This is a genomic window from Uliginosibacterium sangjuense, from assembly GCF_059132465.1.
On sequence record NZ_CP101132.1, the window covers coordinates 25596 to 51599 of the forward strand.

General features: G+C 67.9%; 28 protein-coding genes. 12 read left to right on the forward strand and 16 right to left on the reverse strand.

Annotated features, from left to right (window positions below):
• Positions 1-59 precede the first annotated feature (59 nt).
• From NMB43_RS00110 to NMB43_RS00165, 12 genes are all read right to left on the reverse strand, one after another.
• A complete protein-coding gene (locus NMB43_RS00110) occupies positions 60-1565 on the reverse strand; it encodes an MFS transporter (protein ID WP_494350115.1) in 1506 nt (501 codons plus the stop codon).
• Between the two features lie 236 nt (positions 1566-1801).
• Positions 1802-2098, reverse strand: coding sequence for a GIY-YIG nuclease family protein (locus NMB43_RS00115; protein ID WP_494350116.1), 297 nt, complete (start codon positions 2096-2098; stop codon positions 1802-1804).
• A 140-nt stretch (positions 2099-2238) separates the two neighbouring features.
• The gene (locus NMB43_RS00120) at positions 2239-2745 is read right to left on the reverse strand and encodes an SRPBCC family protein (protein ID WP_494350117.1); all 507 of its coding nucleotides are present in this window, start codon (positions 2743-2745) and stop codon (positions 2239-2241) included.
• 93 nt (positions 2746-2838) lie between these two features.
• Entirely contained in the window at positions 2839-3312 is a 474-nt protein-coding gene (locus NMB43_RS00125; RefSeq protein ID WP_494350118.1) for a VOC family protein, read from the reverse strand.
• Positions 3313-3322: 10 nt separating this feature from the next.
• Positions 3323-3757 carry a VOC family protein gene (locus NMB43_RS00130; RefSeq protein WP_494350119.1) on the reverse strand — a complete coding sequence of 145 codons (435 nt, stop codon included), beginning with the start codon at positions 3755-3757 and terminating at the stop codon, positions 3323-3325.
• Between the two features lie 31 nt (positions 3758-3788).
• Positions 3789-4136, reverse strand: a complete 348-nt coding sequence (locus NMB43_RS00135) for a GFA family protein (protein WP_494350120.1) — start codon at positions 4134-4136, stop codon at positions 3789-3791.
• Between the two features lie 26 nt (positions 4137-4162).
• The gene (locus tag NMB43_RS00140) at positions 4163-4609 is read right to left on the reverse strand and encodes an SRPBCC family protein (RefSeq protein WP_494350121.1); all 447 of its coding nucleotides are present in this window, start codon (positions 4607-4609) and stop codon (positions 4163-4165) included.
• 37 nt (positions 4610-4646) lie between these two features.
• Complete coding sequence (locus NMB43_RS00145; protein WP_494350122.1) at positions 4647-5087, reverse strand: YciI family protein; 441 nt, start codon at positions 5085-5087, stop codon at positions 4647-4649.
• Positions 5088-5204: 117 nt separating this feature from the next.
• A complete protein-coding gene (locus tag NMB43_RS00150) occupies positions 5205-5687 on the reverse strand; it encodes an SRPBCC family protein (RefSeq protein ID WP_494350123.1) in 483 nt (160 codons plus the stop codon).
• Complete coding sequence (locus NMB43_RS00155) at positions 5684-6199, reverse strand: SRPBCC family protein (RefSeq protein WP_494350124.1); 516 nt, start codon at positions 6197-6199, stop codon at positions 5684-5686. Before NMB43_RS00155 ends, NMB43_RS00150 begins: the two co-directional genes overlap by 4 nt.
• Entirely contained in the window at positions 6196-6651 is a 456-nt protein-coding gene (locus NMB43_RS00160; RefSeq protein ID WP_494350125.1) for an SRPBCC domain-containing protein, read from the reverse strand. Before NMB43_RS00160 ends, NMB43_RS00155 begins: the two co-directional genes overlap by 4 nt.
• A complete protein-coding gene (locus tag NMB43_RS00165) occupies positions 6648-6986 on the reverse strand; it encodes an ArsR/SmtB family transcription factor (RefSeq protein WP_494350126.1) in 339 nt (112 codons plus the stop codon). Before NMB43_RS00165 ends, NMB43_RS00160 begins: the two co-directional genes overlap by 4 nt.
• A 141-nt stretch (positions 6987-7127) precedes the next feature.
• Here NMB43_RS00165 and NMB43_RS00170 point away from each other — a divergent pair, with 141 nt between their 5' ends.
• The 5 genes from NMB43_RS00170 (at position 7128) to NMB43_RS00190 (ending at position 11362) form a co-directional block, all read left to right on the forward strand.
• Positions 7128-7256 carry a hypothetical protein gene (locus tag NMB43_RS00170; RefSeq protein WP_494350127.1) on the forward strand — a complete coding sequence of 43 codons (129 nt, stop codon included), beginning with the start codon at positions 7128-7130 and terminating at the stop codon, positions 7254-7256.
• Between the two features lie 11 nt (positions 7257-7267).
• Complete coding sequence (locus tag NMB43_RS00175) at positions 7268-7648, forward strand: hypothetical protein (RefSeq protein WP_494350128.1); 381 nt, start codon at positions 7268-7270, stop codon at positions 7646-7648.
• Between the two features lie 66 nt (positions 7649-7714).
• Positions 7715-8095 (forward strand): hypothetical protein, encoded by a 381-nt coding sequence (locus NMB43_RS00180; RefSeq protein WP_494350129.1) that lies wholly within the window; start codon positions 7715-7717, stop codon positions 8093-8095.
• A gap of 139 nt (positions 8096-8234) precedes the next feature.
• The gene (locus tag NMB43_RS00185) at positions 8235-10154 is read left to right on the forward strand and encodes a right-handed parallel beta-helix repeat-containing protein (protein WP_494350130.1); all 1920 of its coding nucleotides are present in this window, start codon (positions 8235-8237) and stop codon (positions 10152-10154) included.
• A 26-nt stretch (positions 10155-10180) separates the two neighbouring features.
• On the forward strand, positions 10181-11362 hold the full coding sequence (locus NMB43_RS00190) for a hypothetical protein (protein WP_494350131.1): 1182 nt from the start codon (positions 10181-10183) through the stop codon (positions 11360-11362).
• Between the two features lie 64 nt (positions 11363-11426).
• On the opposite strand, the gene NMB43_RS00195 is transcribed toward NMB43_RS00190, so the two are convergent.
• The 4 genes from NMB43_RS00195 to atzD all read right to left on the reverse strand — a co-directional run bounded on the left by NMB43_RS00195 (position 11427) and on the right by atzD (position 18848).
• A complete protein-coding gene (locus tag NMB43_RS00195; RefSeq protein WP_494350132.1) occupies positions 11427-14999 on the reverse strand; it encodes a DUF748 domain-containing protein in 3573 nt (1190 codons plus the stop codon).
• Positions 15000-15169: 170 nt separating this feature from the next.
• Complete coding sequence (locus tag NMB43_RS00200; protein WP_494350133.1) at positions 15170-16612, reverse strand: amidohydrolase family protein; 1443 nt, start codon at positions 16610-16612, stop codon at positions 15170-15172.
• A gap of 55 nt (positions 16613-16667) precedes the next feature.
• On the reverse strand, positions 16668-17702 hold the full coding sequence (locus NMB43_RS00205) for an ABC transporter substrate-binding protein (RefSeq protein ID WP_494350134.1): 1035 nt from the start codon (positions 17700-17702) through the stop codon (positions 16668-16670).
• A 39-nt stretch (positions 17703-17741) separates the two neighbouring features.
• A complete protein-coding gene (gene atzD, locus NMB43_RS00210; RefSeq protein WP_494350135.1) occupies positions 17742-18848 on the reverse strand; it encodes a cyanuric acid amidohydrolase in 1107 nt (368 codons plus the stop codon).
• Positions 18849-18979: 131 nt separating this feature from the next.
• On the opposite strand from atzD, the gene NMB43_RS00215 reads away from it, so the two are divergent.
• The 7 genes from NMB43_RS00215 to NMB43_RS00245 all read left to right on the forward strand — a co-directional run bounded on the left by NMB43_RS00215 (position 18980) and on the right by NMB43_RS00245 (position 25990).
• Positions 18980-19885 carry a LysR family transcriptional regulator gene (locus NMB43_RS00215; RefSeq protein ID WP_494350136.1) on the forward strand — a complete coding sequence of 302 codons (906 nt, stop codon included), beginning with the start codon at positions 18980-18982 and terminating at the stop codon, positions 19883-19885.
• A gap of 152 nt (positions 19886-20037) precedes the next feature.
• Complete coding sequence (locus tag NMB43_RS00220; protein ID WP_494350137.1) at positions 20038-20847, forward strand: cysteine hydrolase family protein; 810 nt, start codon at positions 20038-20040, stop codon at positions 20845-20847.
• A gap of 10 nt (positions 20848-20857) precedes the next feature.
• Positions 20858-21889 carry an ABC transporter substrate-binding protein gene (locus NMB43_RS00225; RefSeq protein ID WP_494350138.1) on the forward strand — a complete coding sequence of 344 codons (1032 nt, stop codon included), beginning with the start codon at positions 20858-20860 and terminating at the stop codon, positions 21887-21889.
• Between the two features lie 20 nt (positions 21890-21909).
• Complete coding sequence (locus NMB43_RS00230) at positions 21910-22701, forward strand: SDR family NAD(P)-dependent oxidoreductase (protein WP_494350139.1); 792 nt, start codon at positions 21910-21912, stop codon at positions 22699-22701.
• Positions 22702-22821: 120 nt separating this feature from the next.
• Positions 22822-24297 (forward strand): allantoinase AllB, encoded by a 1476-nt coding sequence (gene allB, locus NMB43_RS00235; RefSeq protein WP_494350140.1) that lies wholly within the window; start codon positions 22822-22824, stop codon positions 24295-24297.
• Positions 24298-24338: 41 nt separating this feature from the next.
• Positions 24339-25199, forward strand: coding sequence for an ABC transporter ATP-binding protein (locus NMB43_RS00240; RefSeq protein WP_494350141.1), 861 nt, complete (start codon positions 24339-24341; stop codon positions 25197-25199).
• Positions 25196-25990, forward strand: a complete 795-nt coding sequence (locus tag NMB43_RS00245; RefSeq protein ID WP_494350142.1) for an ABC transporter permease — start codon at positions 25196-25198, stop codon at positions 25988-25990. The genes NMB43_RS00240 and NMB43_RS00245 overlap by 4 nt, the downstream gene beginning before the upstream one ends.
• Positions 25991-26004 lie beyond the last annotated feature (14 nt).

Genomic DNA, 26004 nt, shown 5'->3' on the forward strand with positions numbered 1-26004 from the left:
TGACAAGGGGAGGGTTGGGGAGGGGTTTGAACACCGTGCCAAAGCTCGTGAACAGGCTCTCAGGCCTCGCTGCGCGCCTCTTCCAGCGCCACCGGCCGGGCGTCGCCATCGGCGTCCGCGTCGCGGTCGCGGCGCGGCAGCAGGGCGGCCAGCAAGGTGGCGACCAGGGCGAACACGGTGCCGACCAGGAAGGCGAGGTTGTAGCCGCGCGTCTGCGCCAGCAAGGCCTCCGTGCCCTGGGCCAGCAAGGCACCGCTGTGCGCGGCCGCGACGCTGGCCAGCACCGCCAGCCCGAGCGCGCCGCCCATCATGAAGGCGGTGTTGACCATGCCCGAGGCCAGGCCCGACTCGCTGGGCGAGACCTCGCTCATGGCGGCCAGCAGCACCGGGTTGAGCGCCATGCCGGCCCCCAGGCCCAGCAGCAGCATGGCCGGCAGCACGTGGAGCAGGAACTCGCCCTGCACCGGCGCGAAGGCGAACAGCCCCAGCCCCAGGGTGACCATGGCCATGCCCGCCGCGATGCAGATGCGGTTGCCGAAGCGCATGACCAGCCTGGCCGACAGGCCCAGCGAGAAGGCGGCCATGATCAGGTTGGAGGGCAGGAAGGCGAGGCCTACCTGCAGCGGGCTGTAGCCCAGCACCTGCTGCAGGTACAGCGCGGACAGGAAGAACCAGGCGAACATGGCGGCCGCCCACAGCATGCCGACCAGGTTGGATACTGCCACGCTGCGCACCCGCAGCAGGCGCAGTGGCATCAGCGGTGCGGTAACGTGAGATTCAATCCACACGAAGCAGCCCATCAGCATGGCGGCCGCGCCCAGCAGGCCCAGCGTCTGCACCGAGGTCCAGCCGGCCTCGTTGCCATTGACGATGGCATACACGGCGAGCAGCAGCGAGCTGGTGACCGTGAGCGCGCCGCCCACGTCCAGCGTGGGTCGCGTCTCATGCACCGGGTCGCGCGGCAGCAGGCGGCGCGACAGCTCGAACACCGCGAGACCCAGCGGGATGTTGACGAGGAAGTTCCAGTGCCAGTCGAAGGCGTCGGTCAGCACGCCGCCGGCGACCACGCCGATGGAACCGCCGGCCGCGCACACGAAGCTGAACACCCCCATGGCGCGCGCCCGCTCGCCGGCCTCGGTGAACAGATCCATGATCAGCGACAGCGCGACCGCCGACACCACCGCGCCGCCCAGGCCCTGCAGGGCACGGGCCGTGATCAGGAAGCCCTGCGAGCTGGCCACGCCGCAGCCCAGCGAGGCCAGCGTGAACAGCACGATGCCGACGAGGAACATGCGGCGGTGGCCATAGAGATCGCCCAGGCGCCCACCCAGCAGCAGGAAGCCGCCGTAGGTGAGCATGTAGGCGTTCACCACCCAGGCCAGGTGCGACTCGGAGAAGCCGAGGTCGGTGCGGATCGAGGGCAGCGCGACATTCACGATGGTGGTGTCGAGCACGATCATCAGCTCGCCCAGGCACAGCAGGAACATGGCCAGCCAGCGGCGGTCGCGCAGCGAGATGGGGGCGTCTGACGCGGCGTGGGTGGCGTTGAAATCGGGGCTACTCATGGTTGTGGCTCTCTCTGTCTGGTGGGCGTTCTGGCGCCCGGATGCTTTTCTTCGGCTGGTACGACCGTGCGGGTACGCGGGTAAAAATGCGCTTCGTCATTCCCGCGTACGCGGGAATCCACATGTCCCCTGGTTGCTGCATCGTGCGTTGAAGTGGATTCCCGCCTTCGCGGGAATGACGAGGGTAGTGGTTGCGCGTTGCTCGGGCTGCCTTGCGCGGGGCATGACGTAGGGCTTCATTGGGCGATCTGATCCCACAAGTCACGCCAGTCAGGGTTGTCCTTTTCGATCAATTCGATCTTCCAGGCCCGATTCCATTTCTTGATCTGCTTTTCACGTTGAATGGCTGACTCCATCGTTGCGTGTTGTTCGTACCAGACCAGGCGATGAACACCGTACTTTTCGGTAAAGCCAGGTACCGATTCGTTCCTGTGTTGCCATACGCGCTGAACGAGGTCTGAGGTGACGCCGACATAGAGTGTTCCCTCCCGTTGGCTTGCCAGTAGGTAGACACAGGGTTGGCGTTCGCGCATTGGTTTTCCCGTCATTCCCGCGAACGCGGGAATCCACATGTTCCCTGGTTGCTGCATCGTGCGTTGAAGTGGATTCCCGCTTCCGCGGGAATGACGGCAATGGGCCCAGGCGCATCAAGGACGCGTCGTGCCTTGGACGCTTACCCCAGCGAAGCGAGGTAGCCCGCGAAGCCCTCCAGCGCGCCCTGCCAGCTCGTCTCGAAGCCCTCGGCCCGTGCCGCCTCGCGCATCTCGGCGGAGACGAAGCTGGCGCGGATGGTCAGGCGCGTCTGCCGGCCCTGCTCGACGAAGCTGACCGTGACCCGGCTGCGCGGCGGCACGCCGCTGCCGCAGGGGTGGCCATCGTGGCCGATGCCACGGAAGACCAGGCGCTCGTGCGGCGTGATCTCTTCGTAGTGGCCCTCGCAGGGATAGTCGACGCCCTCCGGGCTGCGCATGCCGATGAAGAAGCGGCCCCCCACCCGCAGGTCGACCTCGCAGGCCGTGTTGGTGAAGCCGGGTGGCAGCCACCAGCGCGCGATGTGCGCGGCTTCGGTCCAGGTGCGGAACACCAGTTCGCGTGGCGCATCGAGTACGCGGGTGATCAACACTTCCGTGTCGCCGGTGTGGGCGGTGGGGCAGTCGGACGGATGCGGCGTGGCGGACATGGGCTTCTCTCTCCGGGCATGACGAAACCGCTCACAGCCGGTGAGCGACAGCGCGATGGTATCGGATAGATAGGCCACTTGCTCCCGGCTCCTTCAGCGACCGTCGAAGGCGGCCTGCACCGCCGCGATGTCGATCTTTATCATCGTCATCAGGGCGGCGAAGGCACGCTGCACGGCAGCCTTGTCCTCGGACTGGAGCAGGGTCAGCATCTGACGCGGCACGATCTGCCAGGACACGCCGTAGCGATCGCTCAGCCAGCCGCACTGGTCGGCGCGGCCGCCGGCCAGCAAGGCATCCCACAGCCGGTCGAGCTGCGCCTGCGAATCGCAGTAGGCCACCATCGAGATGGCCGGCGAGAACGGATGGTGCGGCCCACCGTTGAGCGCCAGGTACTCCACCCCATCCAGCGCAAACTGCACGGTCAGCACCGTGCCGGCCGGGGCGAGTCCGCCCTCGGGGTAGTACAGGGTGTCGATGATGCGCGAGTTCGGGAACAGGCTGACGTAGAAGGCCGCCGCCTCGGCGGCCTGGCTGGCGAACCACAGGCAGGTGCTGACGTTCTGCATGACATCCGCCTCAGGACTTCGGCTGCTCGTAGTTCACCATCCACTGGATGCCGAACTTGTCCGCGCACATGCCGAAGATGGCGCCCCAGAACATCGGCTGGTAGGGGCACTGGATGTGGCCGCCGGCGGACAGCGCGTCGAACAGGCGCTTGCCCTCGGCCTCGCTGTCCGGGTGCAGCGAGATCGAGACGTTGGTACCCGGCGTGACCGGGGGGCACATCGGCGGCACCGCGTCGCTGGCCATCAGCATGTTGCCGCCGATGGGCAGGGAGACGTGCAGGATCTTCTCGCCCAGGGCCGGCGGCAGCTCGCCACCGCCTTCCATGGGCGGGCCGTCCTTGTAGCGCGACAGCATTGCGAACTCGCCGCCGAAGATCGACTTGTAGAAGTTGAAGGCTTCCTCCGCGTTGCCGGGGAAGTTGAGGTAGGTGTTCATGGTGGTCATCGTGATGCTCTCCGTGGGTTGGGGGCGACGATCAGTGGTCGCGGCCGTTGTAGTGCTGGACGGGAATGGCGTCGAGTTCGATGCCCTCCAGGCAGCGGATGTTCACCGCCGCCATCGCATTGCCCTTGGGGTCGACGCCTTCGCCGAAGGGGTGCATGCCGCAGGTCTTGCAGAAGCGGTGTTTGATTACATGCTTGTTGAAGGTGTAGGTCGCGGCGTCGCTCTCCGGGGTCAGCAGGTGCAGGCTCGTGCGTGGCACGAACCACAGCAAGGAGCCCCTGCGCTGACAGATCGAGCAGTTGCAGGCCAGCGCGCCGCTCAGTTCGCCCTCGACCTCGAAGCGGATCTGGCCGCAGTGGCAGCTTCCGGTGTACTTCATCGTCATGCCTCCTTGCTTTGCCGTGTTCAGCCGGGGATGTCCGGCTCGACCAGATTGGCCAACTGGGCCAGCGACTCCTGCCAGCCGAGGTAGCACATCTCGACCGGGATCGCCGCCGGGATGCCTTCCTGCACCACGCGCAACTCGGTGCCGCAGGACACCGGCGTCAGCGTCACCGTGACGATCAGCGTGCCAGGCAGGTTCGGGTCGTCGAACTGGTCGGTGTAGCGGATGCGCTCATGCGGTACCAGTTCCAGGTACTCGCCGCCGAAGGAATGGCTGCTGCCGCTGCCGAAGTTGGTGAAGGACATGCGGAAGCGACCGCCGACGCGCGCCTCCAGTTCGTGCACCTGGCACAGGAAGCCATAGGGCGGCAGCCAGCGCGCCAGCGCAGCGGCTTCGGTGAACGCGCGGTAGATCTTCTGCGGGCTGCTGCGCAGCACGCGGTGGAGGTGAACGGTGCCGGTGTCCATGTGGGTTCTCCTTGGGGGTGGTCTGCGTGTTTGTGGGTCAGCGGCCCGAGGCCGCGAGTTGCTGTTCGACCCTGGCGCGCAGTTGCTCTTCCTGCGCCAGCAGCTCGGGGGTGAGGGCTTCGCCGAAGTCGGCGGCCTCGAAGACCGGGCGGATCTCGATCTCCGGCTCGCCCGCCATCGGCTGGGGGCAACGCTTGACCCAGGCGATGGCCTCATCCAGCGAGCTCACCTGCCACAGCCAGAAGCCGGCGATCAGGTCGCCGGTTTGGGCGAAGGGGCCATGGGTCACCACCTGGCCTGCGGCCGTGAACTTGACCCGCGCACCGCGCGAAGTGGGGTGCAGGCCTTCGCCGGCCTGCATGATGCCGGCATTGACCAGCTCCTCGTTGTACTTGCCCATGTCGGTCAGCAGTTGCTCGCTGGGCATGACGCCGGCTTCGCTGTCCTTGTCGGCCTTGATGATCACCATGACACGCATCTTCGTTCTCCGTTCGGGTTGTGGGGCTGTCTCGTATTGCGGCGGTCTGCAACCGCCGGCAAACGCTCACGCGATGACGCGTCGTGGCGTCTTCGCGTCAGCATTCGCGCTGCGTGCTCAAACCATCGTGGGCAGGTAGGCGGCCAGGCGACCCAGGGTCTGCTTGCCGCCCTCGATGGCGCCGTACTCGCGGATCACCAGTTCGCGTTCTTCCGGCGTGTCGAACACCATGCGGATCGTGACCCGCGTGCGATTGCCGGGCAGTGCCTCGAACAGCCAGGTGGCGGTGAAGTTGGCCCCGGGGCCGCCCTTGCGCGCGCCGCCATGCTGATAGACCAGGCGCTCGGGCTCGACGATCTCGCGGAACACGCTGCTGTTCGGGTAGTCGGTGCCGTCGGGGCCGTGCATGGTGTGCTTCCAGGCGCCGCCAACGCGGAAGTCCATCTTGTGGATAGTGGTCGTGAAGCCATTTGGCCCCCACCAGTTCGCCACGTGCTCGGGCTGCGTCATGGCACGCCAGACCAACTCGCGCGGGGCGTCCAGCTCGCGCTCGATGACGATCTCGCACAAGGCCTGGTCGGGGTGAATCGATGCGCTCATTGCGGGGTTTCCTTCAAGGTATCGAGATAGCGGGCCATGCACTGGCCGTTGTCCTGCCAGCCTTCCTGCCACAGGCGGCGCATGCTGTCGGGCGTCCATTGCGCGGGCCGGCCCTCGACCCATTCCATGTCGCACTGGACCTCCAGCCGCGTGCCCTGCCCTTGCGCATGGAAGCGGATGGTCTGCAGCCCACGGTGAAACAGCGCGCCGTCGTAATGGCAGGTCTCGCGGTAGACGAGGCGCTCGGGCGCGACGACCTCGTGGAAGCGGTTGTCGCTGACCAGCTCATTGCCTTCGCCGGTGCGCATGTGGATCAGCAGGCGGCCACCGGGGCGTACGTCCATCTCGCGGATATCCACCTGGGTGAAGTGACGTGGCAGCCACCAGCGTGCGAGGTGACGCGGCTCGGTCCACAGCTTGAAGACCTGTTCGCGCGGCGCATCGAGCTGGCGCGCGAAGTGCAGCCGGTTCTCGGGGTCGGACGAAGCGCCGCCGAGCAGCACGGAAATCATGCGCGACCCTCCAGCTCGCTTGCGAGCTGCTCCAGCACCAGGCACCAGCCCGCGCGGTAGTTGTCGATCATGCCCGCGTCCGCGAGGCAGGCGATCTGTGCGGTGAAGTCGAGCCGGGTGCCCGCACCCTCGGCCTGCAGTTCCACGGTGCACAGCGCGGATGACAGACGGGTGTCGAGATGGCTCACCGTCTCGACGAACAGGATGCGTCGCCCGGCCACGATGTCCTCGTAGCGGATGTCGCCGGCATAGTCGAGCGCGGGCGGCGGGCCGCAGCGGAAGCGGTCCTGCCCGCCGACGCGGAAGTCCGCCGCATCGAACACGATCGCGTCGCCGGCCGGGGCCGACCAGCGCATGCGTGCGGCGGGCTCGGCGAAAGCGGCGAACACGCGGGCCGGTGGGTGGGCGTAGTGACGGCTCAGCGTGACGCTGCCATGGCTGACGCGGCTCATTTGTCCTGCTCCATCGCCTGCAGCTCGCGCAGGTAGTCCTCCAGGCGATCCAGGCGCTGCTCCCAGAACTGGCGGTACTGCTCGATCCAGCCGGAGGCGTCCTGCAGCGGCTTGGCCTCCAGCTTGCAGGGGCGCCATTGCGCCTGCCGCCCCTGACTGACCAGGCCGGCGCGCTGCAGCACCTTGAGGTGCTTGGTCACCGCCGGCAGGCTCATGTCGAAGGGGGCGGCCAGTTCCGTCACCGTGGTCTCGCCCTGGGCGAGGCGGGCCAGGATGGCGCGCCGCGTCGGGTCGGCGAGGGCGGCGAAGGTGGCGCTGAGTGGATCGGTATGCATGGCAGACCTGTATTTAACCTTTCGGTTAACTTAGGTGCCCAGCCTCGCCCTGTCAAGCACATTTTTCCGGCGGTCCGTCTTCCGGTGGGCGCCGCGATGGATCAGACTCCAGCCACTCGGGAGAATCGGGAGGACAGCGGCATGTACACCCTGCATACCTACGGCACCCTGGTCGCCGCGTCGCTGACCCTTCTGCTGGGGCGCTTCCTGCTCCAGCGCGTGGCCTTGCCTCTTCTCGCGCTGTTGATTGCCCTACTCTTCCAGCACTGAGAGGAGTCGCCATGCCCTTCATCCATGTCCGCAGTCTGCCGATGCCCGCAAGCTTCGATCCCGCCCCGTTGCTGGAGGGTCTGACACGGGATTTCGCCGCCGCCACCGGCATCGCGCTGGAGCACGTCAGCGCCACCTGGCAGGTGATGCCGGCCGGCACCTACGCAGTGGCCGGGCAGGCGGCGAGCGGGCAGCCGGCGGATTCGCATCCGCTGCTGGTCGACATCCTGAGTCCGGACTTCAATGCGCCGGAGCTGGTCGAGACCATGCTCGACTGTGTCGCCACCAGTCTGGCCACACGCTGTGGCCTGCCGAGCGAGAACATCTTCATCCACCATCAGGCGGCCCGCTCGGGTCATGTGTTCGATGGCGGCGCCGTGGTGCGCTGGTGAGCCCGCGCGGGAACTCCGCTGCGGCCCGGCGAACCAAACGGATCGACAAGCATTGAAAGGAAGCACATGCCGATACCCTGGCTGACCGTACTGCAGGCCGTGCCCTGGGGCGAGGTGGTGGCCAACGCGCCGAAGATCGCCGAGGGCGCGCGCAAGCTGTGGAAGACCGTGCGCGGTGGCAGCGACACGGCGCCCGCCCCTTCGCCGCCGCCGGCGGAAGCGCCGGCCAGCCTGCCGGATGCCAGCCGCCGCCTGGTCGAGCTGGAGCAGCGCCACGAAGCGCTGCACGCACAGTTGCAGGAGTCCTCCGCGCTGATCAAGGCGCTGGCCGAGCAGAACACGCTGCTGGTGCGGCGCATCGAGACCAACCGGCGCGCCTTGCGCTGGCTGGCGCTGGGCTGCGCCTTGTCGCTGCTGCTCGCGGTGTGGGCGCTACGCAGCGCCTGAGTGGGGATGCCGACGCCGGGTCACGCCGACTGGCAGTGACGAACGGCCTGGACGGGGGCTTCGCATAGATTGCGCATCACGCGATGCCGTCGCGTGAGCATGGGCGGCCGCGATGCCCCCATCACGCAAGCGAGCCGAGATGCGCCCACTGTTCTCCGCCTTCCGACACTTTTCCGCTCACGCGGGCGTCGCCGCATCATGCGCGTGTCTCGTCCTGGTCGCTTGCGGTGGTGGCGGTGGGGGTGGGGCAGGCACCAGCAGCGGCGGTGGCGAGGCCGCCAGTTCCTCGGGGGGCTCGTCCAGCGGCGTCGCGCCGGTTGCCGCGCTCACGCTGCGAGTGCAGGGCCTGGCATTGGGTGGGCAGCTCGTGTTGGCGCGCGGCAGCAGCAAAGTCACGGCGACCCTGAACGAGCCTTATAGCCTGGGCCCGGCCACGCCGGGCACGCCGCTGGGTCTGAGCATCGACACTCAACCGGCCGGTCAGAGCTGCGCCGTCTCCGCACTGGCACCGGCATCGGTGCCGGCCGATGGCAGCCCGATCTTCGTGCGCTGCGTGACCCAGCCCGGCGCCTCGCTCAGCCTGCCCGACACCTTGCCCAACGCGGCGCTGACCGTGCGCCTGGGGCTGCGCGACATTGCCTATCCCGGCCTTCCCTACGAGAGCCGGCCTGGCGTGGCGGGCGGCATCTTCCCGTATGAATATCGCCTCCAGAGCCTGACCCTCGACGGCGTGGCGCAGAGCACCGCTGGCGTCTCACTCGATTTCCGCCGCGGCACCGTACGCTTCACGCCGGCCACGGAGGGCGTCTATGTGCTGACGCTGGAGATCCGCGACAGCGCCAGCGTGCAGAAGACGCTGACGCAGAGCTTCACCATCCAGTCGGCCGCCGCGCGCTTCCTGTTCGTCGCGACGGACGGGGTGGACGCAGCCGGCCGCGGCAGCCGTGCGGCGCCCTACAAGACCCTGGCTTATGCGCTGGCCAACTCCAGTCCGAATCAGGCCATCGTGCTGCGCCGGGGCAGTTATCTCACCGGCGCGGTGAAGCTCTATGACGACAAGTCCAAGCAACTGCTGGCCTACCCGGACGAGGTCGTGACCCTCGACTTCAACAAGTCCGGTGACATCAGCGTGGGCAGCGACACGGCGCCGGCTGCGCGCATCGAGGGATTCGACCTCAAGGGCGTCCGGCAATGGGGCATCGTCAGCGACCCCAGCAAGGCCGGGTTGGTGATCCGCAACAACCGCTTCCTCGATGGCGAGGCGGCCAACAACGGCGAGAACCCCGCCTTCATCCACGGCTGGGGTGACGCGGGCACGGCCTGGCGCCACAAGCTGCTGATCCAGGACAACGACTTCGGGGCTTACGTCGGCAACGGCTACGCGACCACGCTGTTCGACGCCGGGGAATCCATCATCGAGAACAACCAGTTGAACCTCGGCAAGGTCTTCGGCGGTTTCCATGACAAGGACAACTCGCAGCACAACACCTACCGTGAGAACTACATCGTCTTCTCGGACGCCAACCGCAGCAGCATGGGCATCCAGGTCTCGGCGCAGGACAACTCGGCCGACCTGCACATCCACCACAACCTGCTGATCAACGCGGGCATTCATCTGGGCGTGCAGTGTTTCCAGACGAGCTGCTACATGCGCAACCACGATGTGCATCACAACACGCTGCTCAATGCGGGTATCGGCGTGAACTGGGGGCCGTTCAACCCGAGCAGCAGCGGCACGCGCATCTCGCACAACCTCATCAGCAGTGGCACGCGCACGCCCTACGGCGGGCTGTCGTGCCAGAGCCGCCCGGCGGGCCTGGCGAGCCAGATGAGCGTGGCGGCCAACCTCATCGAGAGCAGCCACGCCCTGGCTTTCAAGGACAGCGAGTGCACCGGCAACGACATGAGCTGGAGCGTGTGGCAGGGCAGCTACGGTTTCGACACGGCGGCCTCGGGCAGCACCCGCAGCAACACCAGCGCGCTCGTCGGCAGCGGCCCGCTCATGGGGCTGCCTGCCGGTGACGCGCGACGCGGCACACGCGGCCACCAGTTGCCTTGAGTCCGCGTCTTTCAGCGAGCGTCACCATGTCCCATATCTCCCTGGCCTGTCTGTTTCCCTGCCTGCTGTCGCTCGGTGCACTGGTCGCCTGCGGCGGTGGCGGTGGCGCCGGTCAGGAGGCCGCCGCCAGCTCCTCCGGTAGCTCATCCTCCAGCTCCTCCAGCGGTGCGGGTGCCGGCCTGGCCATCAGCGCCGCAAGCGTCAGTGCGAACAGCGTGACCGTCACGGGCACGGGCTTTGGCAGCCGGACGCAAGCCGCGCCCCTGAAGTTCGAAGACTTCGATGGCCGCACCACAGGGGCGGCCCCGGCGAGCTTCGGTTATCACAACTACGGTGGCTTCGGCGGCACGACGACGGTGGATGCCTCGGCGGCATTCAGCGGCAGCAAGTCCCTGCTGCACCAGTCGCACGCCGGGCCCGCCTCGCCGGAAGGTTCAGTCGAGGAATCCTTCCCGCATATCGCGGTACGTGGTTTCAGCAGCCAGGAGCTGTATCTCAGCTATCGCATCAAGTTCCGCACCAATGGTGGGCGCATCGCGCAGCTCAAGTTCAACCGCAGCGGCATGGAAGTGAGTGGCGACTGCTATGGCGGCAGCCCCAAGTTCTATTCGAGCTATTACCCGGTGGGCCCGAGCGCCAATCGTTATGACAGCGACAAGACGCTGGCCGGTGGCGTGCAGGGCGGCATCCTGCGCCGCGACGGCACGCGCGACGAAGGCTGGGCAGGCGAGACTCACATGGGCAGCGGCACGGTGATTCCGCTCAAGGAGGACACCTGGTACCAGGTCGAGGAGTACTACCGCCTCAATGACATCGGCCAGAGCAATGGCCAGCACCTCACCTGGGTGAATGGCAATCTGCAGATCAACCGCAGGGCCTTGCAGGTGCGCAGCGATGCCACGCAGGTGCTGAACTGCAGCTACCTCGTGATCGGCATGGACTACTGGCTCAACCCGGGCAGCACGAATGGCGTGAGCGTCTGGTACGACGATCACTACCTCGACACCAGCCCTGCGCGCCTCGTGCTGGCCAATGCCGCGAGCTGGTCCGCCAGCACCCAGCGCATCCCCCTGCCCGCCAGTGCCTGGTCCGGCAACAGCATTACCGCCCCCTTGCTGCGCAGCGGCCTGGCTGCAGGGCCGGCCTGGCTCTACGTGGTCGACGCGAGCGGCGCGGTGTCGAACGCCTGGCCGATCACCCTGCCCTGATGGGGCGGGTGTCCGGCCAGCAGTGGGCCGGACTGGCTGGCGCAGCCCCCCGCGAGGCTGACGCTCAGCGCAGCGTGAAGTCCGCGCGCGTGGCCTGCTTGGCTTTGTCCTCCCCGCTGGCGGCGAGCAGGAAGACGCGGTCCTGAGGCAGGCCGCCCGGGCCGAGGAACCAGTTGCGCAGCGCGCTGGCACGGCGGCTGGCCAGGGCCTGCAGGTCCTCGGCGCGCACCTCGGTGTGGTCGAGGATCATCTTCTCGGTCTCGGCCGGCGGCAGGTCGCGCACCAGGCCGATGGCATTGCGCGGTTTCTCGAACTTCTCCCGCTTGTAGGCTTCGCGCAGCAGGGCTTCGCGTTCTTCGGGGGTGATCGCCAGGCGGTCCACCTCGGCCACGCTCTCGCCGCGCTTGACCATGGCTTCGGCCTTGAGGGTGCGCAGCTTGCCCTCCAGCAGCTCGCGCTTGAGCCCGCTGGTGTCGGCGGCGGCGTCGGCGCGGCCGGTGATGTCCAGGGTCAGCGCGGGGCGTTCAGTCAGTGCGCGTGCCACGGACTTGAGCTTCTCTTCGGCGGCCGGCGTGATGGCCGCCGAGCCTGGTGCGAAGTCGACGAAGGCCAGCTCCTCGGCATTGCCGCCGAACATGGAGCCAAGCAGGGTGAAGGGCGAGGTGATCGCCTTGGTGAAGAGGTTGACGATCACCTTCCAGATGACGCCGCCCACGCTGAACTGCGGGTCGTCCAGCGAACCGCTGATCGGCAGGTTGAGGTCGATCTGGCCCTTGCTGTCCTTGAGTAGCGCCACGCCCAGCTTGACCGGCAGGTCCACCGCGTCGGGGCTCTCCACCTTGTCGCCGAAGGTGAGCTGGTCGAGGAAGACCTGGTTCTGCGCGCTGAGCTTGCGGTCGCGGATGCTGTAGTCCAGCGTCATCGACAGGCGCCCGCGCGTGATGCCGTAGCCCACGTACTTGGCGGAGTAGGTCGACACGCCGGTCAGGTCCACGTCGCTGACCTGGGCCTTGAGGTCGAGGTAGCGGTCCTGGCGCAGCAGGTTGAGCTTGCCGTTGATGACGACCGGCGCGTTGCCATCCAGGGCGGCGCCGATGGCCAGCGTGGCGAGCGAGGCCGGGTCGGAGGATAGGCCTTCCACGCTGCCTTTCACGCGCAGCAGGTGGGCGTCGTAGTTGGGCTTCACGAAGCGATCGCTGTAGTTCACGTCGCCCTGGTCGAACACCAGGCGGTCGATGCGCAGGTCGAGGTCCAGCGGCTTGTCACCGGTCGGTGCCGGCGCCGCAGTGGCGGCCGGCGCATCCTCGTCGTGCGCGCGTAGCTCCCGCAGGTTGAAGCGCCCCTGCTGGTCGAGGATCAGGCGGGTGTAGAAGGACTCCAGCGCAACTTCCTTGGCGTGCAGGCGCAGTGGGTTGAGCTGGATGTCGGTGCCGCTCAGGCCGAAGCGCTTCCAGCGCAGGAAGTCGGTGTCGTTGAGGGTGTCCAGCGAGTTGAAGTCCTGCAGTGCGAGATCGCCGGCATAGCTGAGCTGCGGCTTGTCCAGGTCGGCCAGGTCGAACTTGAGCTGTCCTTTGGCGCTGAGTTCGCCGCGCGTGATCAGCACGCGGAACACGTCGTCGACATAGGGCTGGGCCATCAGCACGTCGACCGCCTGCAGGCCGACGCGCATGTCGCCGCGCAGGGGGGCAATGTTCAGCCGGCCTTCGATGCGCGCGTTGCCCTTGCGATTGACGCGGGTGCTGAGCTTCAGCTCGCCCGGCGTCTTGCCGAGGCTGCTGAGGTTCGCCAGCTCCAGCGCGATCGGGTCGAGCTGCACGCGCACTGCCGGGTCTACGCTGCGGTCCTCCATGCTGGCGGCCCAGTTGTCGATGCTCGCCTTGGCGACGGTGACGCCCCATTCCTTGCTGCGGATCTCGGCGGCCACCTCACGCGCCACGTCGGCCACCTTGTCGCCCTGGATCAGGCGCAACAGGTTCAGCTCGCCCTCCTTGCTGCGGATCAGCGCGGCCCGCCCGCCCTGGCTGCGGAACTCCTCCAGGCGCACGGTCTGCTCCGCCAGGTCCACGCTGAGGCCGCCCAGTTCCACCGAGGCCACCTGCAGCACCGGCTGGCGCTGACCGGGTTCGCTCAGGCGCAGATCGCTCAGCTTGGCGCGCGCGCCGTCGACCAGGATCTTGAGCGCCTCGTCCTGGCGGCTGAGCTGCACATGCGCCTCGCCTTCCAGCATGCCCTGCACCTCACCCTTGCGTACCACGCCGCGCAGGTAGGGCAGGTATTGCCCCAGGGGCAGGGTGGCGACCGTGGCCTGCAGCTCGGCGGCCTGCGTGCCCTGCAGGCTGCCCTTGAGCGTGAGGCGCGCGTCGCGCTCGCCCAGCAGGGCGAGGTCCAGGCTGGCCTTGCGTGTGCCGGCGAGGTCGAAGTTGGTGAGCTGCAGGTCGATGTCGCGCGCGCCGCCGCTGTAGCTGCCGGGTACGGCGGCGTCCTGCCAGTGCGCGCTGCCGCCGCTCAGGCGTAGCTGGTCCAGTTGAATGAGCGGTGGCGGAGTGGCGGGCTGGGCCTTCTGCGTGGCGCTGGGCCGGGCTGGCAGCTCGAGCAGACGCGCGATGCTCAGCGTGCCCTGGGCGTCGCGCTCCAGGCGCAGGCGCGGCCGTTCGATCTCGACCGCCGCCAGCTCGAGGCGCATCGGTTGCGCCAGCGGCTCGACCTGCTTGAGGGCGAGGCGCAGGCGCTCCAGTTGCAGCAGCTCGCCGCCTTCCAGCGTTTCCACGCGCAGCTTGCCGAGGGCGACCTCACCCTGCAGCGCGAGCGTCTGCGTGGCACCTTCGCTCCACAGCAGGCGCAGGTCCAGGCCCAGCTCGGCCTGCTTCAGTGCCAGGGGCAGCTTGACTGGCAGGTAGGCGAGATAGCGGGTGAGATCCTGCGGCTCCAGTTGCAGCCGCAGATGGGCCTCGCGATGGTCGGCGAAGGGTTTCAGCTCCCCGTCCAGCGCGAAGGGGCTGCCGTTGACCGTGGCCGCCAGATGCGGGGTCACGAAAGTGTCGACGCGGCCCGGCAGGTTGGAGACGAAGGGCAGGCCGAAGCGCAGGTCCGCCACGCGATGTTGCTGGCCGGTCACGCGGTCGTCGAGGCGGATGTCGCCGTCCTGCAGCTCGATGTTGTAGAGCGCGAAGCGCGTCGGCGGCGTCGCGGGCGCGTCGGGCGCGGGACGGAAACGTTCGATCAGATCGTTGAAGTTGTACTGGTTGTCGGCCACGCGCACCAGGTTCAGGCGCAGGCCGGACACACGCACCGCCTTGAGCACCGGGGCGAGCCGCAACAGCGAGGTGCTGGACAGGTTGGCGTAGGCCTCGCCGACCGCGACGAACTCGCCTTGCCCGCCGGCTTCGGCGATCGTCAGGCCATGCAGGGTGGCACTGAGGGTGAAGGGGTTGAGCGACAGGCGCTCCAGCCTGACCTCGCGCCCCAGCGCAGCGCTGGCTTCGCGCTCCACGACTGGGCGCAGCAGAGGCGGGGCGACCAGCGCGCCCAGGATGCCGATCACCGCCAGGCTGCCAGCGAGCCAGATGGCCGGTCGCCGCAGGCGGCCGCTGCGCACGCTGTGGATCAGGTCCTGCGCCCGATTCTTAGCCTGGTTCATCCATCGCGCCGGTTGGCCGGGCGCGCCCGTGACATCTTGTTTGTCGTGCTTTGCGTCCATGCTGCAAGGTTAGCAGGCGCGGTGTGACAGCGTCCTGACGGAAACCCGCATGGGTGGTCAGGGCATGTTCACAGTAGCCGCGCAAGCGGCGGGGCTACCGTGAGCACGCCCTAGCAACATCCGCAGTAGCGCTGCGCAAGCTGGGCGTCCAGCGCCCGCACGCTGCGGCGCCAGGCCTCGTCGCCGGGCAGTGTGCTGCGCAGCCGGGCCAGGAGTTCGGCCATCAACGCGGCATAGTCCACGCCCAATACCTGCCCGTCCTGCACCAGCGTGCGCCCCTCCACCACCACTTGGTGGATGTGGCCGGCGGTCGCGCGTGCCAACACGAAGTCCAGCACCGGCACATCGTCGAACAGGCGGTCATCCATCAGGCGCTGGCCGTCCAGCACCAGCAGGTCGGCACGCGCGCCGGGGGTCAGGGTGGCGTCCGTCTCGATACCGCAGATGGCCTGGCGGCCCTGCTCGCTGGCGATGCGCCAGGCATCGGCGTGAGACAGCGTGGTTTCGTAGCCCCAGCCCTTGTGCAGGTGGTGCAGCAGGCGCAGTTCGCGCAGCGCATCGTCATCTTCGTCCAGCGCCAGACCATCGAGACCCATGGCTACGCGGCAACCGGCGGCCAGCATCTGCGCCAGCGTGGCGATGCCCGAGCGGATGCCCAGGTTGGAGCCGGTGTTCACCGCGATGCAGGCGCCGCTCTCGGCGATCAGTGCCAGCTCGTCGGGGCGTGCCCAGGTGCAGTGCGCCAGCGTGAGGCGCGGGCTCAACAGACCGATGTCGCGCAGGTAGGTGACGATGCCCTGGGGGAAGGCCTGGTCCGCCCATTCGCGCTGATAGCGCGTCTCCAGCAGGTGCATGTGGACCTGCCGGCCAGTGTCGGCCGAGGCCTGGGCAATCGCGCGCAGCAGCGCATCGGAACACCATTGCACGCCGGTGGGGCCGTACTGCACGTTGAAGCCGGGGCGGTGGCAGGCGGCGGCGATCTCCTCGACCAGCGCGAGTTGCGCGCTGGGCGAGGCAGCCGCTTTGGCGAAGCGCGGCGCCACTTGCGCGCGCAATTCGGGTGGCAGGCTGGCCAACACGCTCGCATCGTCGGCATAGGCGAGGTTGTGGCGGTCACGCATGGCTACCGCGAAGCCGACCTGCACGCCCACGTCCTGCGCGGCACGCGCCACCTGTTGCGCCTCCTCGACCAGCGACACCAGGCCCTGGATGCGCGTGTAATGCACCATCACGCGGCCGGCCCCGCGCAGGGCAGAGCGCGCCAGCGAGGAGGCGGCGGCCAGGTAGGCATCCACGCCGGGAATGACACCCAGATACATCAACCAGGATTCCAGCGGACGGTCGAAGCCTCCCAGCGCGGTGGCGCGCACCGCGCGGGCATGGTCGTGCGCATTGCACAGACCGGGGAGCACGATCAGCCCGCGGCCATCCTGGGCGGTGGGGGCCAGCGTGGTCAGGCGGCCGTCCTGCCAGGCGAGGGCAGCGCCGTGCTGCTCCGCATCCTGTCCTGGCCGGGTCAGCAAGTGGTCGGCGCGAAGCTGGCCTGCGTGCATGTGAAGCTCCTGTGAAGAAGGCACACGCCGCCCCGTGCGGCGTGTGCGTCGCCGCTTAGAACGGGGATTTCAGCGTGCGTTCCGCCTTGGGCGGCAGGAAGCTGCGGTTGAACACCTCGCCGGGTGCCGGGCTGCGCGGCAGGCCATAGCTCTCGTCCAGTTGGGCGATGGCGCGTGCCATGCGGGCGTCATCCACGTCGCCGAGCCCGAGGCTCGCGGTCTCCGGCGTCAGCATCAGGGATTTCGCGGTGTACTGCAGGCGGCGCTTCTCGATCTCCTTGTTGATCAGCGGCTCGTTCTTCGCCAGGTTGTCGATGCAGGCGTCGGTCTGCACGAGGCATTCCTTGATCGCACGATTGACCGCACGTACCAGGCCGCTCACCGCTTGTGGCTTGTCCTTGGCCAGTTGCTGCGAGACCAGCACGCCGTTGCTGTACAGATCGAGACCGTGGTCGTTGTAGAAGATCCAGCGGATCTCGCGATCCGGGTCGACCTTCATCGCGACCAGGTTCATGTAGCTGGTCGCGGAGAACACCGCCGAGGCATCGACCTGGTCGCGCAGCAGCATCTGCTCCTGCAGGTTGGGCGCCATGTTGAGCCACTCGACCTTCTTCTCGTCGACGCCGTTCTTCTTGGCGAGCGCGGTGAAGACCTTGGAGGCGGCCGCACCGGCCGGCGAACCCAGCTTCTTGCCCTCCACGTCCTTGAGCGTCTTGATCGGGCTGTCGGTCTTGGTGATCAGCGCGAAGGGCGCGCGGTTGTACAGCATGTAGACCATCACCGGCGCCTGCTCGGGGCGCACCGCGGCGTTCTGCACGATGGCGTTGATGTCGCCGAAGCCGGCCTGGTAGGTACCGCTCATCACGCGCGTGACGCTGGCCGCCGAGCCTTCGCCCTGGTCGATCGTGAGGTCCAGCTTCTCGTCTTTGAAGTATCCCTTGTCCTGCGCCCAGTAGAACCAGGCGTGCACGCCCTGGATCTTCCAGTCCAGCGTGAACTTGATCTTGGTGAGCTCCTGCGCGGCGGCAGGCGAGGCGGCGAACACGCCGAGCGCGAGGCTGGTGGCGAGGATGGAGAGTGCGCGTTTCATGGGTTTCCTTTCTGGAACGCTGGGGAGAAAGAGGGGGCCCTAAGCCCGCAGGATGAGGGCGAAGGGCCCGCCACCGGCCGGCCCCTGGTGTTCGGCGCCGCCCGACACGTACAGCGCGGTGTCGCCCAGCACCGAGGCCAGCGCAGCGCCGACGGCGGCGCGCGCATGGCGGGTGGCATTGATGTCGGAGTCATCGAGCATGGTGTGGCGTGCGCCGCGCACGCTCCCGTCGGGTGAGGCCTCGGCCTTGGCGAAGATGTTGACCAGACGTTCGCGCAGCAGCGCGGCCTGGGTATCCGGGTCGATGGCGAAGCGCGTGCGCAGGCAGCGCCGCAACTCGCTGACGTCGATGGCGTCCTGCATCAGGCCGTGGTCAATCACATAGTCGCTGTGTGCCGCGTCACTCATGCCCAGCACGATGACCACGTTGTTGTCGAGTTCGATGCCGGAGGAGGTCGAGGCGCGTGCCGAGTACAGCGACCAGTCGCGCTGGATCTGCGCCTCGCGCAGCGCGGCGGCGTCGATCTCGCCCAGCGCGCAGGCCACCCCCAATGCCGAGGCGGCGCGCGAGGCGCCCATGGATTCGTAGGTGTCATGCGTCACCGTGTCGGCGCCGCAGGCGTGGGCGGCGCGGATCTTGTCGGCGGTGAGCAGCGGGCACTTGATCTGCACGAAGTGCACATCGGCCGCGTCCGTGATGCCGGCGTCGCGCATCGCCGCAGCCACGGCCTCGGCGGTGGCCTGCACCTGGGCCAGGCGGCCGATCTCGTGTGGCGCGAAGTCGCGGGTGAAGGCCACGCCCACGGCCAGGCGCTTGCCGGCGACCGGCGCCGCCGCCTCGTTGCGCCGCGCGAACACGCTGAAGTGCGGCGACAGCACCCCCTCGGTGCCGCCTGACATGACCAGTGCCACCCGGGCATGCACCGCGGCGGGGGTGATGCCCAGGCGCGGTGCAAGCAGCGCACACCAGGCGTGCGAGGCGTAGTCGCGGGTGAAGTCGTTGACGCAGCCGTTGCCCTCGGTCTTGCCCATCACCGCCACGATGTCCTCGGCGCGCAGCACTCCGCTGGCCAGCAGGCTTTCGACGCCGGACAGGTCGGCCGGACCACGGCAGGGAATCTTGAACACGTCGACGCGCTGGGACATGGGGCAACACCGGAAACGAGGGATGACGGCACCAATCTTGCTGCGCCGAGTGCAGCAATTCCATTGCCAAGTTCGCACCGACCCGTTCGCATTTCGGCAACGCTCGCCCACCCACCTGGACCCGCAGCCCCATGTCACTCCAGTACCTACGCATCTTCAATTACATCGACGCCATCGCGCGTGGCGGCTCCATCCGCAAGGCGGCCGAGGCCTTGTTCATCACCCCGTCTGCGCTGGACCGCCGCCTGCAGGACCTGGAAGAAGACCTCGGCGCCGAGCTGTTCGAGCGCCACGCGCGCGGCATGCGGCCCACCGCGGCCGGCGAGCTGTTCCTCAAGCACGCGCGGCAACTGCGCGCGGACTACGAGCGCCTGCGCACCGACATCGGCCATCTGCGCGGGCTGCATCGCGGCACGGTCAGCATCGCGGCGAGCCAGGCGCTGGCCTTCTCCCTGTTTCCGGATGTCATCACGCGCTTCCGCCAGGACAACCCGGGCATCAACTTCCGCGTACGCATCTGCGACCACAACAGCGTGATCCAGGCGCTGCGCGATTTCGAGGCCGACCTGGGCCTGGTCTACAACGTGCAGCCCTCGGCCGACATCAGCCCGATGCTGGAGGTCGAGCAGCGCCTGTGCGCGGTGATGGCCGCCGATCACCCGCTGGCGCAGCAACCCGCCCTGCGCATGCGCGACTGCCTGCGCTATCCGCTGGCCCTGCCGGACACCAGCCTGGGCGGCCGCATGCTGCTCGATGCCTTCTTCGCGCGCAGTTCGCTGACGCCCAACGTGGTGCTGGAGTCCAACTCCTTCGAGATGCTGCGCAACTTCGTGCGCGGCAATGACGCCATCTCCTTCCAGATCCAGGTGGGCACCGCGCTGGCGCGCGAGCAGGACGGCGTGACCGCCCGCCACATCGACGATCGTGGCCTCGGCACCCGGCCGCTGACCCTGGCGCAACTGAAGGGGCGCCACCTGCCGCTGCCGGCCATGCGCTTCGCGCAGACCCTCAACGAGGTGCTGGCGGGGGCGGGCTGAGCGCCAGCCACCCCCCGCGCACAAGCGGCGGAGTGATGCGAACAGGCCCGGGCCCTAGGCACCGCTGAGCGTTGCAAAAAAAGCAACGCTTCATTGAAAAAGCAGCGGCAGACCAAATCGGTGAGCCGCTTTACTGTGGAGCCATGTCAGCCATGAACACGCCCCTCCTACCCGCACCACGCCACGGCGCCGCCCACAATGGCTGGCAAGGTGACGCCCAGGCCGTGAGCCTGGTGCGCGCACTGCCGCCGCCGCGCCGCCTGGGTTTCGTGGCCGAGCAGACGCGGCTGGAGATCGACCTCGGGCGCAGCGCGCTGGTCGTGGTCGATATGCAGAACGACTTCTGCCACCCGCAGGGCTGGTTCGGCCAGCGCGGGCTCGACATCACGGCCTGCCGCCGGCCGATCCCGGTGATCGCGCAGCTTGCGCCGGCCTGGCGTGCCGCCGGTGGCCGCGTGCTGTGGCTCAACTGGGGCATCCGCGCCGACCTCGCCAACCTGCCGCCCAGCGTGCGCTACAAGGGCAAGGCCGGCGACCCGGCGGCGGTGGGCTACGGCGAGGTGTCGCCGGAGGACTATGGCCCCTCGCTGGTACAGGGGAGCTGGGGTGCCGCGCTGATCGACGCGCTGCACGCCGAGCCGGCCGACCTGTTGGTGCACAAGCATCGCCTGTCCGGTTTCTTCGACAACGAACTGGACGGCGTGCTGCGTGCGCAAGGCATCACCACCCTGCTGTTCGCCGGCATCAACACCGACCGCTGCGTGTTCTCGACGCTGCAGGACGCCGCCGCCCTCGGCTACGACTGCCTGCTGGTGCGCGACGCCTGCGACACGCCCTCACCGGCTCATGTCAGCGACGCGATCCATTTCCTCGTGCGCCTGCTGCACGGTTTCCTGACCGACAGCGCCGACCTGCTGGCCGCGCTGTCGACACTCCCGCCCCTGCCCGACGACCAACCATGAAGGACGCATCATGAAGCTTGCCCGCACCTGCTCGGCGCTGCTGTTCGCGCTGACCGCCTCTCTCGCCCTGCTGCCCGGCGCCGCCAGCGCGCAGACCAAGATCAAGATGGTGCTCAACTGGAAGTACGAGGGCGCGCAAGCCTGGTTCTTCCACGCGCAGGACAAGGGTTACTTCAAGGCCGAAGGCCTGGACGTGGAGATCGATCAGGGCGAGGGTTCGGCCGCCTCCATTCCCAAGGTGGCCAGCGGCGCCTACCAGGCTGGCTTTGGCGACCTCAATGCGCTGATCGACCTCGCTGCCAAGCAGCCTGCCGTCGCCCCGGTGGCGGTGTACATGATCTACAACGTGACGCCCTTCGTCGTCGCGGTGAAGTCCACCAGCCCGATCAAGACGCTCAAGGACCTCGAAGGCAAGACCGTTGGCGGCCCGGCCAACGACGCCGCACTCAAGCTGTTCCCCCTGGTCGCCAAGCAGGCCAAGGTGGACACCAGCAAGGTCGGCATCACCAACATGACGCCCAACCTGCGCGAACAGATGCTGCTGCGCGACCAGGTCGACGCCGCCTTCGGCTACACCCTGACCGTGACCTTCGCCGCCAAGGGCATCGGCATGAACCCGGACAAGGACCTGCGCTTCATCAACTACGCCGATTACGGCATCGACCCGTACTCCAACGCCGTCTTCTTCTCGCAGCAGTTCATCAAGGACAACCCGAAGGCGGTGCAGGGCTTCCTGAAGGCGCTCAATCGCGCGATCAACGAAGTGGTGGCCAATCCCGAGATGGGCATGGAGGCGGTCATGAAGCGCGAACCGCTGCTCAAGCGCGACATCGAGAAGGAGAAGCTGCTCGCCACCTTCAAGTCGCAGATGAGCCACCCGGAGATCGCCAGGATCGGCCTCGGCGACGTGGATGACGAACGCCTCAAGCGCAACATCGCCTCGGTGGTCGAGCTGGGCCAGCTCTCGCGCAGCCCGGCCCCGGCCGAGGTGTTCAACCGCAGCTTCCTGCCGCCGCGTGCCGAGCGCGCCACGGCCTTCTGAACCGCTACGGAGACAGCCACATGGATCTCGGATTGAAACACAAGGTGGTGCTCATCACCGGCCCCGCCAAGGGCATGGGCCGCGCGGTGAGCCTGGCCTTCGCCGGCGAGGGCGCCAAGCTGGTGCTGGTGGGGCGCGACCTGGCCGCCATCGAGCCCGTGGCCGCAGAGGCACGGGCGCTGGGCGTGGAGGCCATCGTGCTTGGCTGCGACATCACGCAGGGCGCGCAGGTGGCGACGATGACGCGCCATGCGCTGGAGCACTTCGGCCACATCGACGTGCTGGTCAACGTGGCCGGCGGCTCCGGCCCCATCGGCAAGACCGGCTGGGAGACCACGCAGGAAGAGTTCGAGCAGATCGTGCAGCTCAACATGACGGGCTGCTTCAACACCATGCAGGCCGTGCTGCCCGGCATGATCACGCGGCGCAGTGGCAAGGTGGTGAACGTCGGCGGCACTTTCGGCATGCGCGGGCGCGCCGGCCGCATGGCCTACTCGGCCAGCAAGTGGGGCCTGCGCGGCATCACCAAGAGCTTCGCGCTGGAGGCCGGCCCGCACGGCATCAACGTCAACTGCGTGGCGCCCGGCATGGTCGATGGCCCGCGCTTCCGCGACAAGGTGTGCGCCAACATGGCCCGCAAGCTGGGCATCAGCGTCGAGGAAGCCATGCAGCGCCATGCCGAGGACTACGCGCTGCGCCGCGTGTCCACCGACCAGGACGTGGCCAATGCCTGTCTCTTCCTCGCCAGCGAGGTGTCGCGCCAGATCACCGGCGTCGACCTGCCCGTCGATGGCGGCTGGGCAATGCTGTGAGCATGCCGGCCCCGAACTTCGTCGTTCCTGCGCAGGCAGGAACCCAGTGGATTTCACGATTCAACCTTACGACGCTGGATTCCTGCCTGCGCAGGAATGACGGCGAAAACGAGAGTTCCCATGCCCACAGTTGACCTCGTCATCCGCGGCGGCAAAGTCGTCTCGCCGGATGCCATCATCGAAGCCTCGGTCGCCATCGACGGCGGCCACATCGTCGCCGTCGGCCACGACGACCTGATGCCTGCCGGCCGCGAGGAATTCCGCGCCGACGGCCAGTACATCCTGCCAGGCGCCATCGACAGCCATGTGCACTTCCGCGATCCCGGCTATCCGCACAAGGAGACCTGGAAGACCGGCTCGGCCGCGGCCGCCATCGGTGGCGTGACCACCGTGTTCGACATGCCCAACACCAAACCCGCCACCGGCACGGTGGAGGCGCTGCAGATGAAGCTGCGCGCCGCCGAGGCGTCCTATGTCGACTTCGGCATCCACGCCCTGCTGGGCGACGAGACCGTGGATCGACTGGAAGACCTGCTCGACCACGGCGCCACCAGCTTCAAGGCCTTCGTCGGCAACACCTTCGGCAATCTGCCGGCGCCGACCGACGGCGCGTTGCTGGAGGCCTTCGAGATCCTCGCGCCACTGGGCATCCGCACGGTGGTGCATGCGGAGAACTCATCCATCATGGCGCGCCGCCAGCAGCGCATGCAGGCCGCTGGCCGCATCGACGCGCAGGCGCACCTGGCCGCGCGGCCCGAGGTGTGTGAGATCGAGGCGGTGAGCCGCATCATCCACTTCTCGGAATGGACCGGCGCGCGGGTGCACATCGCGCACAAGAGCTCGGCCGATGCGCTGTGGCTGGTGCGCGAAGCCAAGGCGCGCGGCGTCGACATCACGGTCGAGACCTGCCCGCAATATCTGTTACTGAACACCAGCGATGTGCTGCGTCTGGGCGGCGTGTTGAGGCTGAACCCGCCGATCCGCGACGCGCGCCACAACCAGCCGCTGTGGGACGCGCTGCTCGACGGTACGGTGGACATGATCGCCACCGACCACGCGCCGCACGCGATCGACGAGAAGGTGAAAGAGAACATCTGGGAATGCGACTGCGGCTTCCCCGGCGTCGAAACCCAGATGGCCTTGATGCTCAGCGAAGTGAACAAGGGCCGCGCCACGCTGATGGACTACGTGCGCTGGAGCGCCGTCGCCCCGGCCAAGGCCTGGGGCCTGTACGGCAGCAAGGGCGTGATCGCCCCGGGTGCGCACGCCGACATCGCCATCGTCGACATGGAGCGCGCCGGCATGCTGTCGCACGGACGCATCCAGACCATCAGCAAGCTGTCGCCGTGGAACGGCCGCAGCGTCAAGGGCTACCCGGTGCACACGCTGGTGCGCGGGCGCTTCGTGATGCGCGACGGCAAGCTGGTGGAAGAGGCCGCAGGCTGGGGCAAGTCGGTCAAGGGCATCCAGAAGATGCCGGCGCCGCAGGTGCGCAACGACTGGTCCACCATGAAGAACATCGTGAAGGCACCGGAAGGCGCCCCGCAGAACGCCCTGCCGCAGGTCGATGCGGTGACACCGGCGGACCAGCGATGAACGCCGCCGACTTCGACGCTCTCTTCCAGAGGCAGACCGCCATGAACCGCCCCTTCATCGAACTGTCGGACGTGACGCTGCGTTACGGCCGCAGCGACAACCCCGAGGCCACGCTGGCCCTGGCCCGCACCGACCTGCGCATCGACGAGGGGGATTTCGTCGCCCTGGTCGGCCCCAGTGGCTGCGGCAAGTCCACCATCCTCAAGCTGATCGGCGGCCTGCTCACCCCCAGCTCGGGCGGTGTCATTGTCAACGGGCGCGAGGTGGGCGATCCGCGCCGCGCGCGCATCGGCCTCGCGTTCCAGAACCCGACCATGCTGCCGTGGCTGACGATACGTGACAACGTCATGATGCCGCTGAAGATCGTCGAACCCTTCCGGCAGGACTATCGCAAGAAGAAGCACGGCGAGTACGCCGAGCGTGCCGAGGCGCTGCTGGCCGCCGTGGGCCTCAAGGGCTTCGGCAACAAGCGGCCCTGGCAGCTCTCCGGCGGCATGCTGCAGCGTGCCTCCCTGTGCCGCGCGCTGATCCACGAGCCGCAACTGCTGCTGCTCGACGAGCCCTTCGGTGCGCTCGACCAGTTCACCCGCGAAGAGCTGTGGGCCATCCTGCAGCAACTGTGGATGGACAAGCGCCCGACCGTGCTGCTGGTGACGCACGACCTGCGTGAGGCCGCCTACCTCGCCAACCGCATCTGCGTGATGAGCGCCCGCCCCGGCCGCATCCTCGAAGAACGCGAGGTTTCTTTTGCCCGCCCGCGCAGCGTCGAGATGAGTTACGCGCCGGATTTCTCGGAGCTGGTGCAGGCGCTGCGCATGCGCATCGCCGAGGCGCGCGCGCCGGGCGAGCCCGCTGCTCCCGTCTCCCTGACTTCCCCCGCCGACCAACCGGAGGCCGCATGATGAATGCATTGACTGCCCTTTCGCCGAGAATGCGCCAGCGCATGCTGTCCGGCCTCGCCATCCTCGTCCTGTTCGGCGCGTGGGAAGTGGCCTGCCTGGCCTTCGCCATCCCCAACATCGTCCTGCCACGGCCCAGCGAGATCGTGACGGTGCTTGCCGACAAGCTGCCGCTGCTGTGGCCACATGCCACGCAGACGCTCTACACCACGCTGCTGGGCTTCGCCCTGGGCACGCTGGCCGGTGTGCTGATCGGCGCCCTGATCGGCGTGAGCCGCCTGGCCTATGACGTGGCTTACCCGATCCTGGTTGGCTTCTCGTCCATCCCCAAGGTGGCGGTGGTGCCGATCTTCGTCGTCTGGTTCGGCGCCGGTACGGTGCCGGCGGTGCTGACTTCGATGGTGATCTGCATGTTCCCGGTGGTGGTCAATGTCGCGACCGGCCTGGCGCATACCGAACCTGAACTGCAGGACGTGCTCAAGGTGCTCGGCGCACGCAAGCTCGACATCCTGTGGAACGTCGGCCTGCCGCGCACCCTGCCCTATCTGTTCGCCTCGCTGAAGATCGCGCTGACCCTGGCCTTCGTCGGCACCGTGCTGGCCGAGACCGTGGCGGCGAACAAGGGCATCGGCAACATGATGATGATCGCCAGTGGCAACTTCGATGTGCCGCTGGTGTTCGCCGGCCTGTTCATCCTGGCTGCGATGGGCGTGGCACTCTATGCCGTGTCCGCGCTGCTGGAACGCCGCATGACCGGCTGGGCCCAGCGCAGCAACGACATCGCCACGGTATGACCCGACAAGGAATG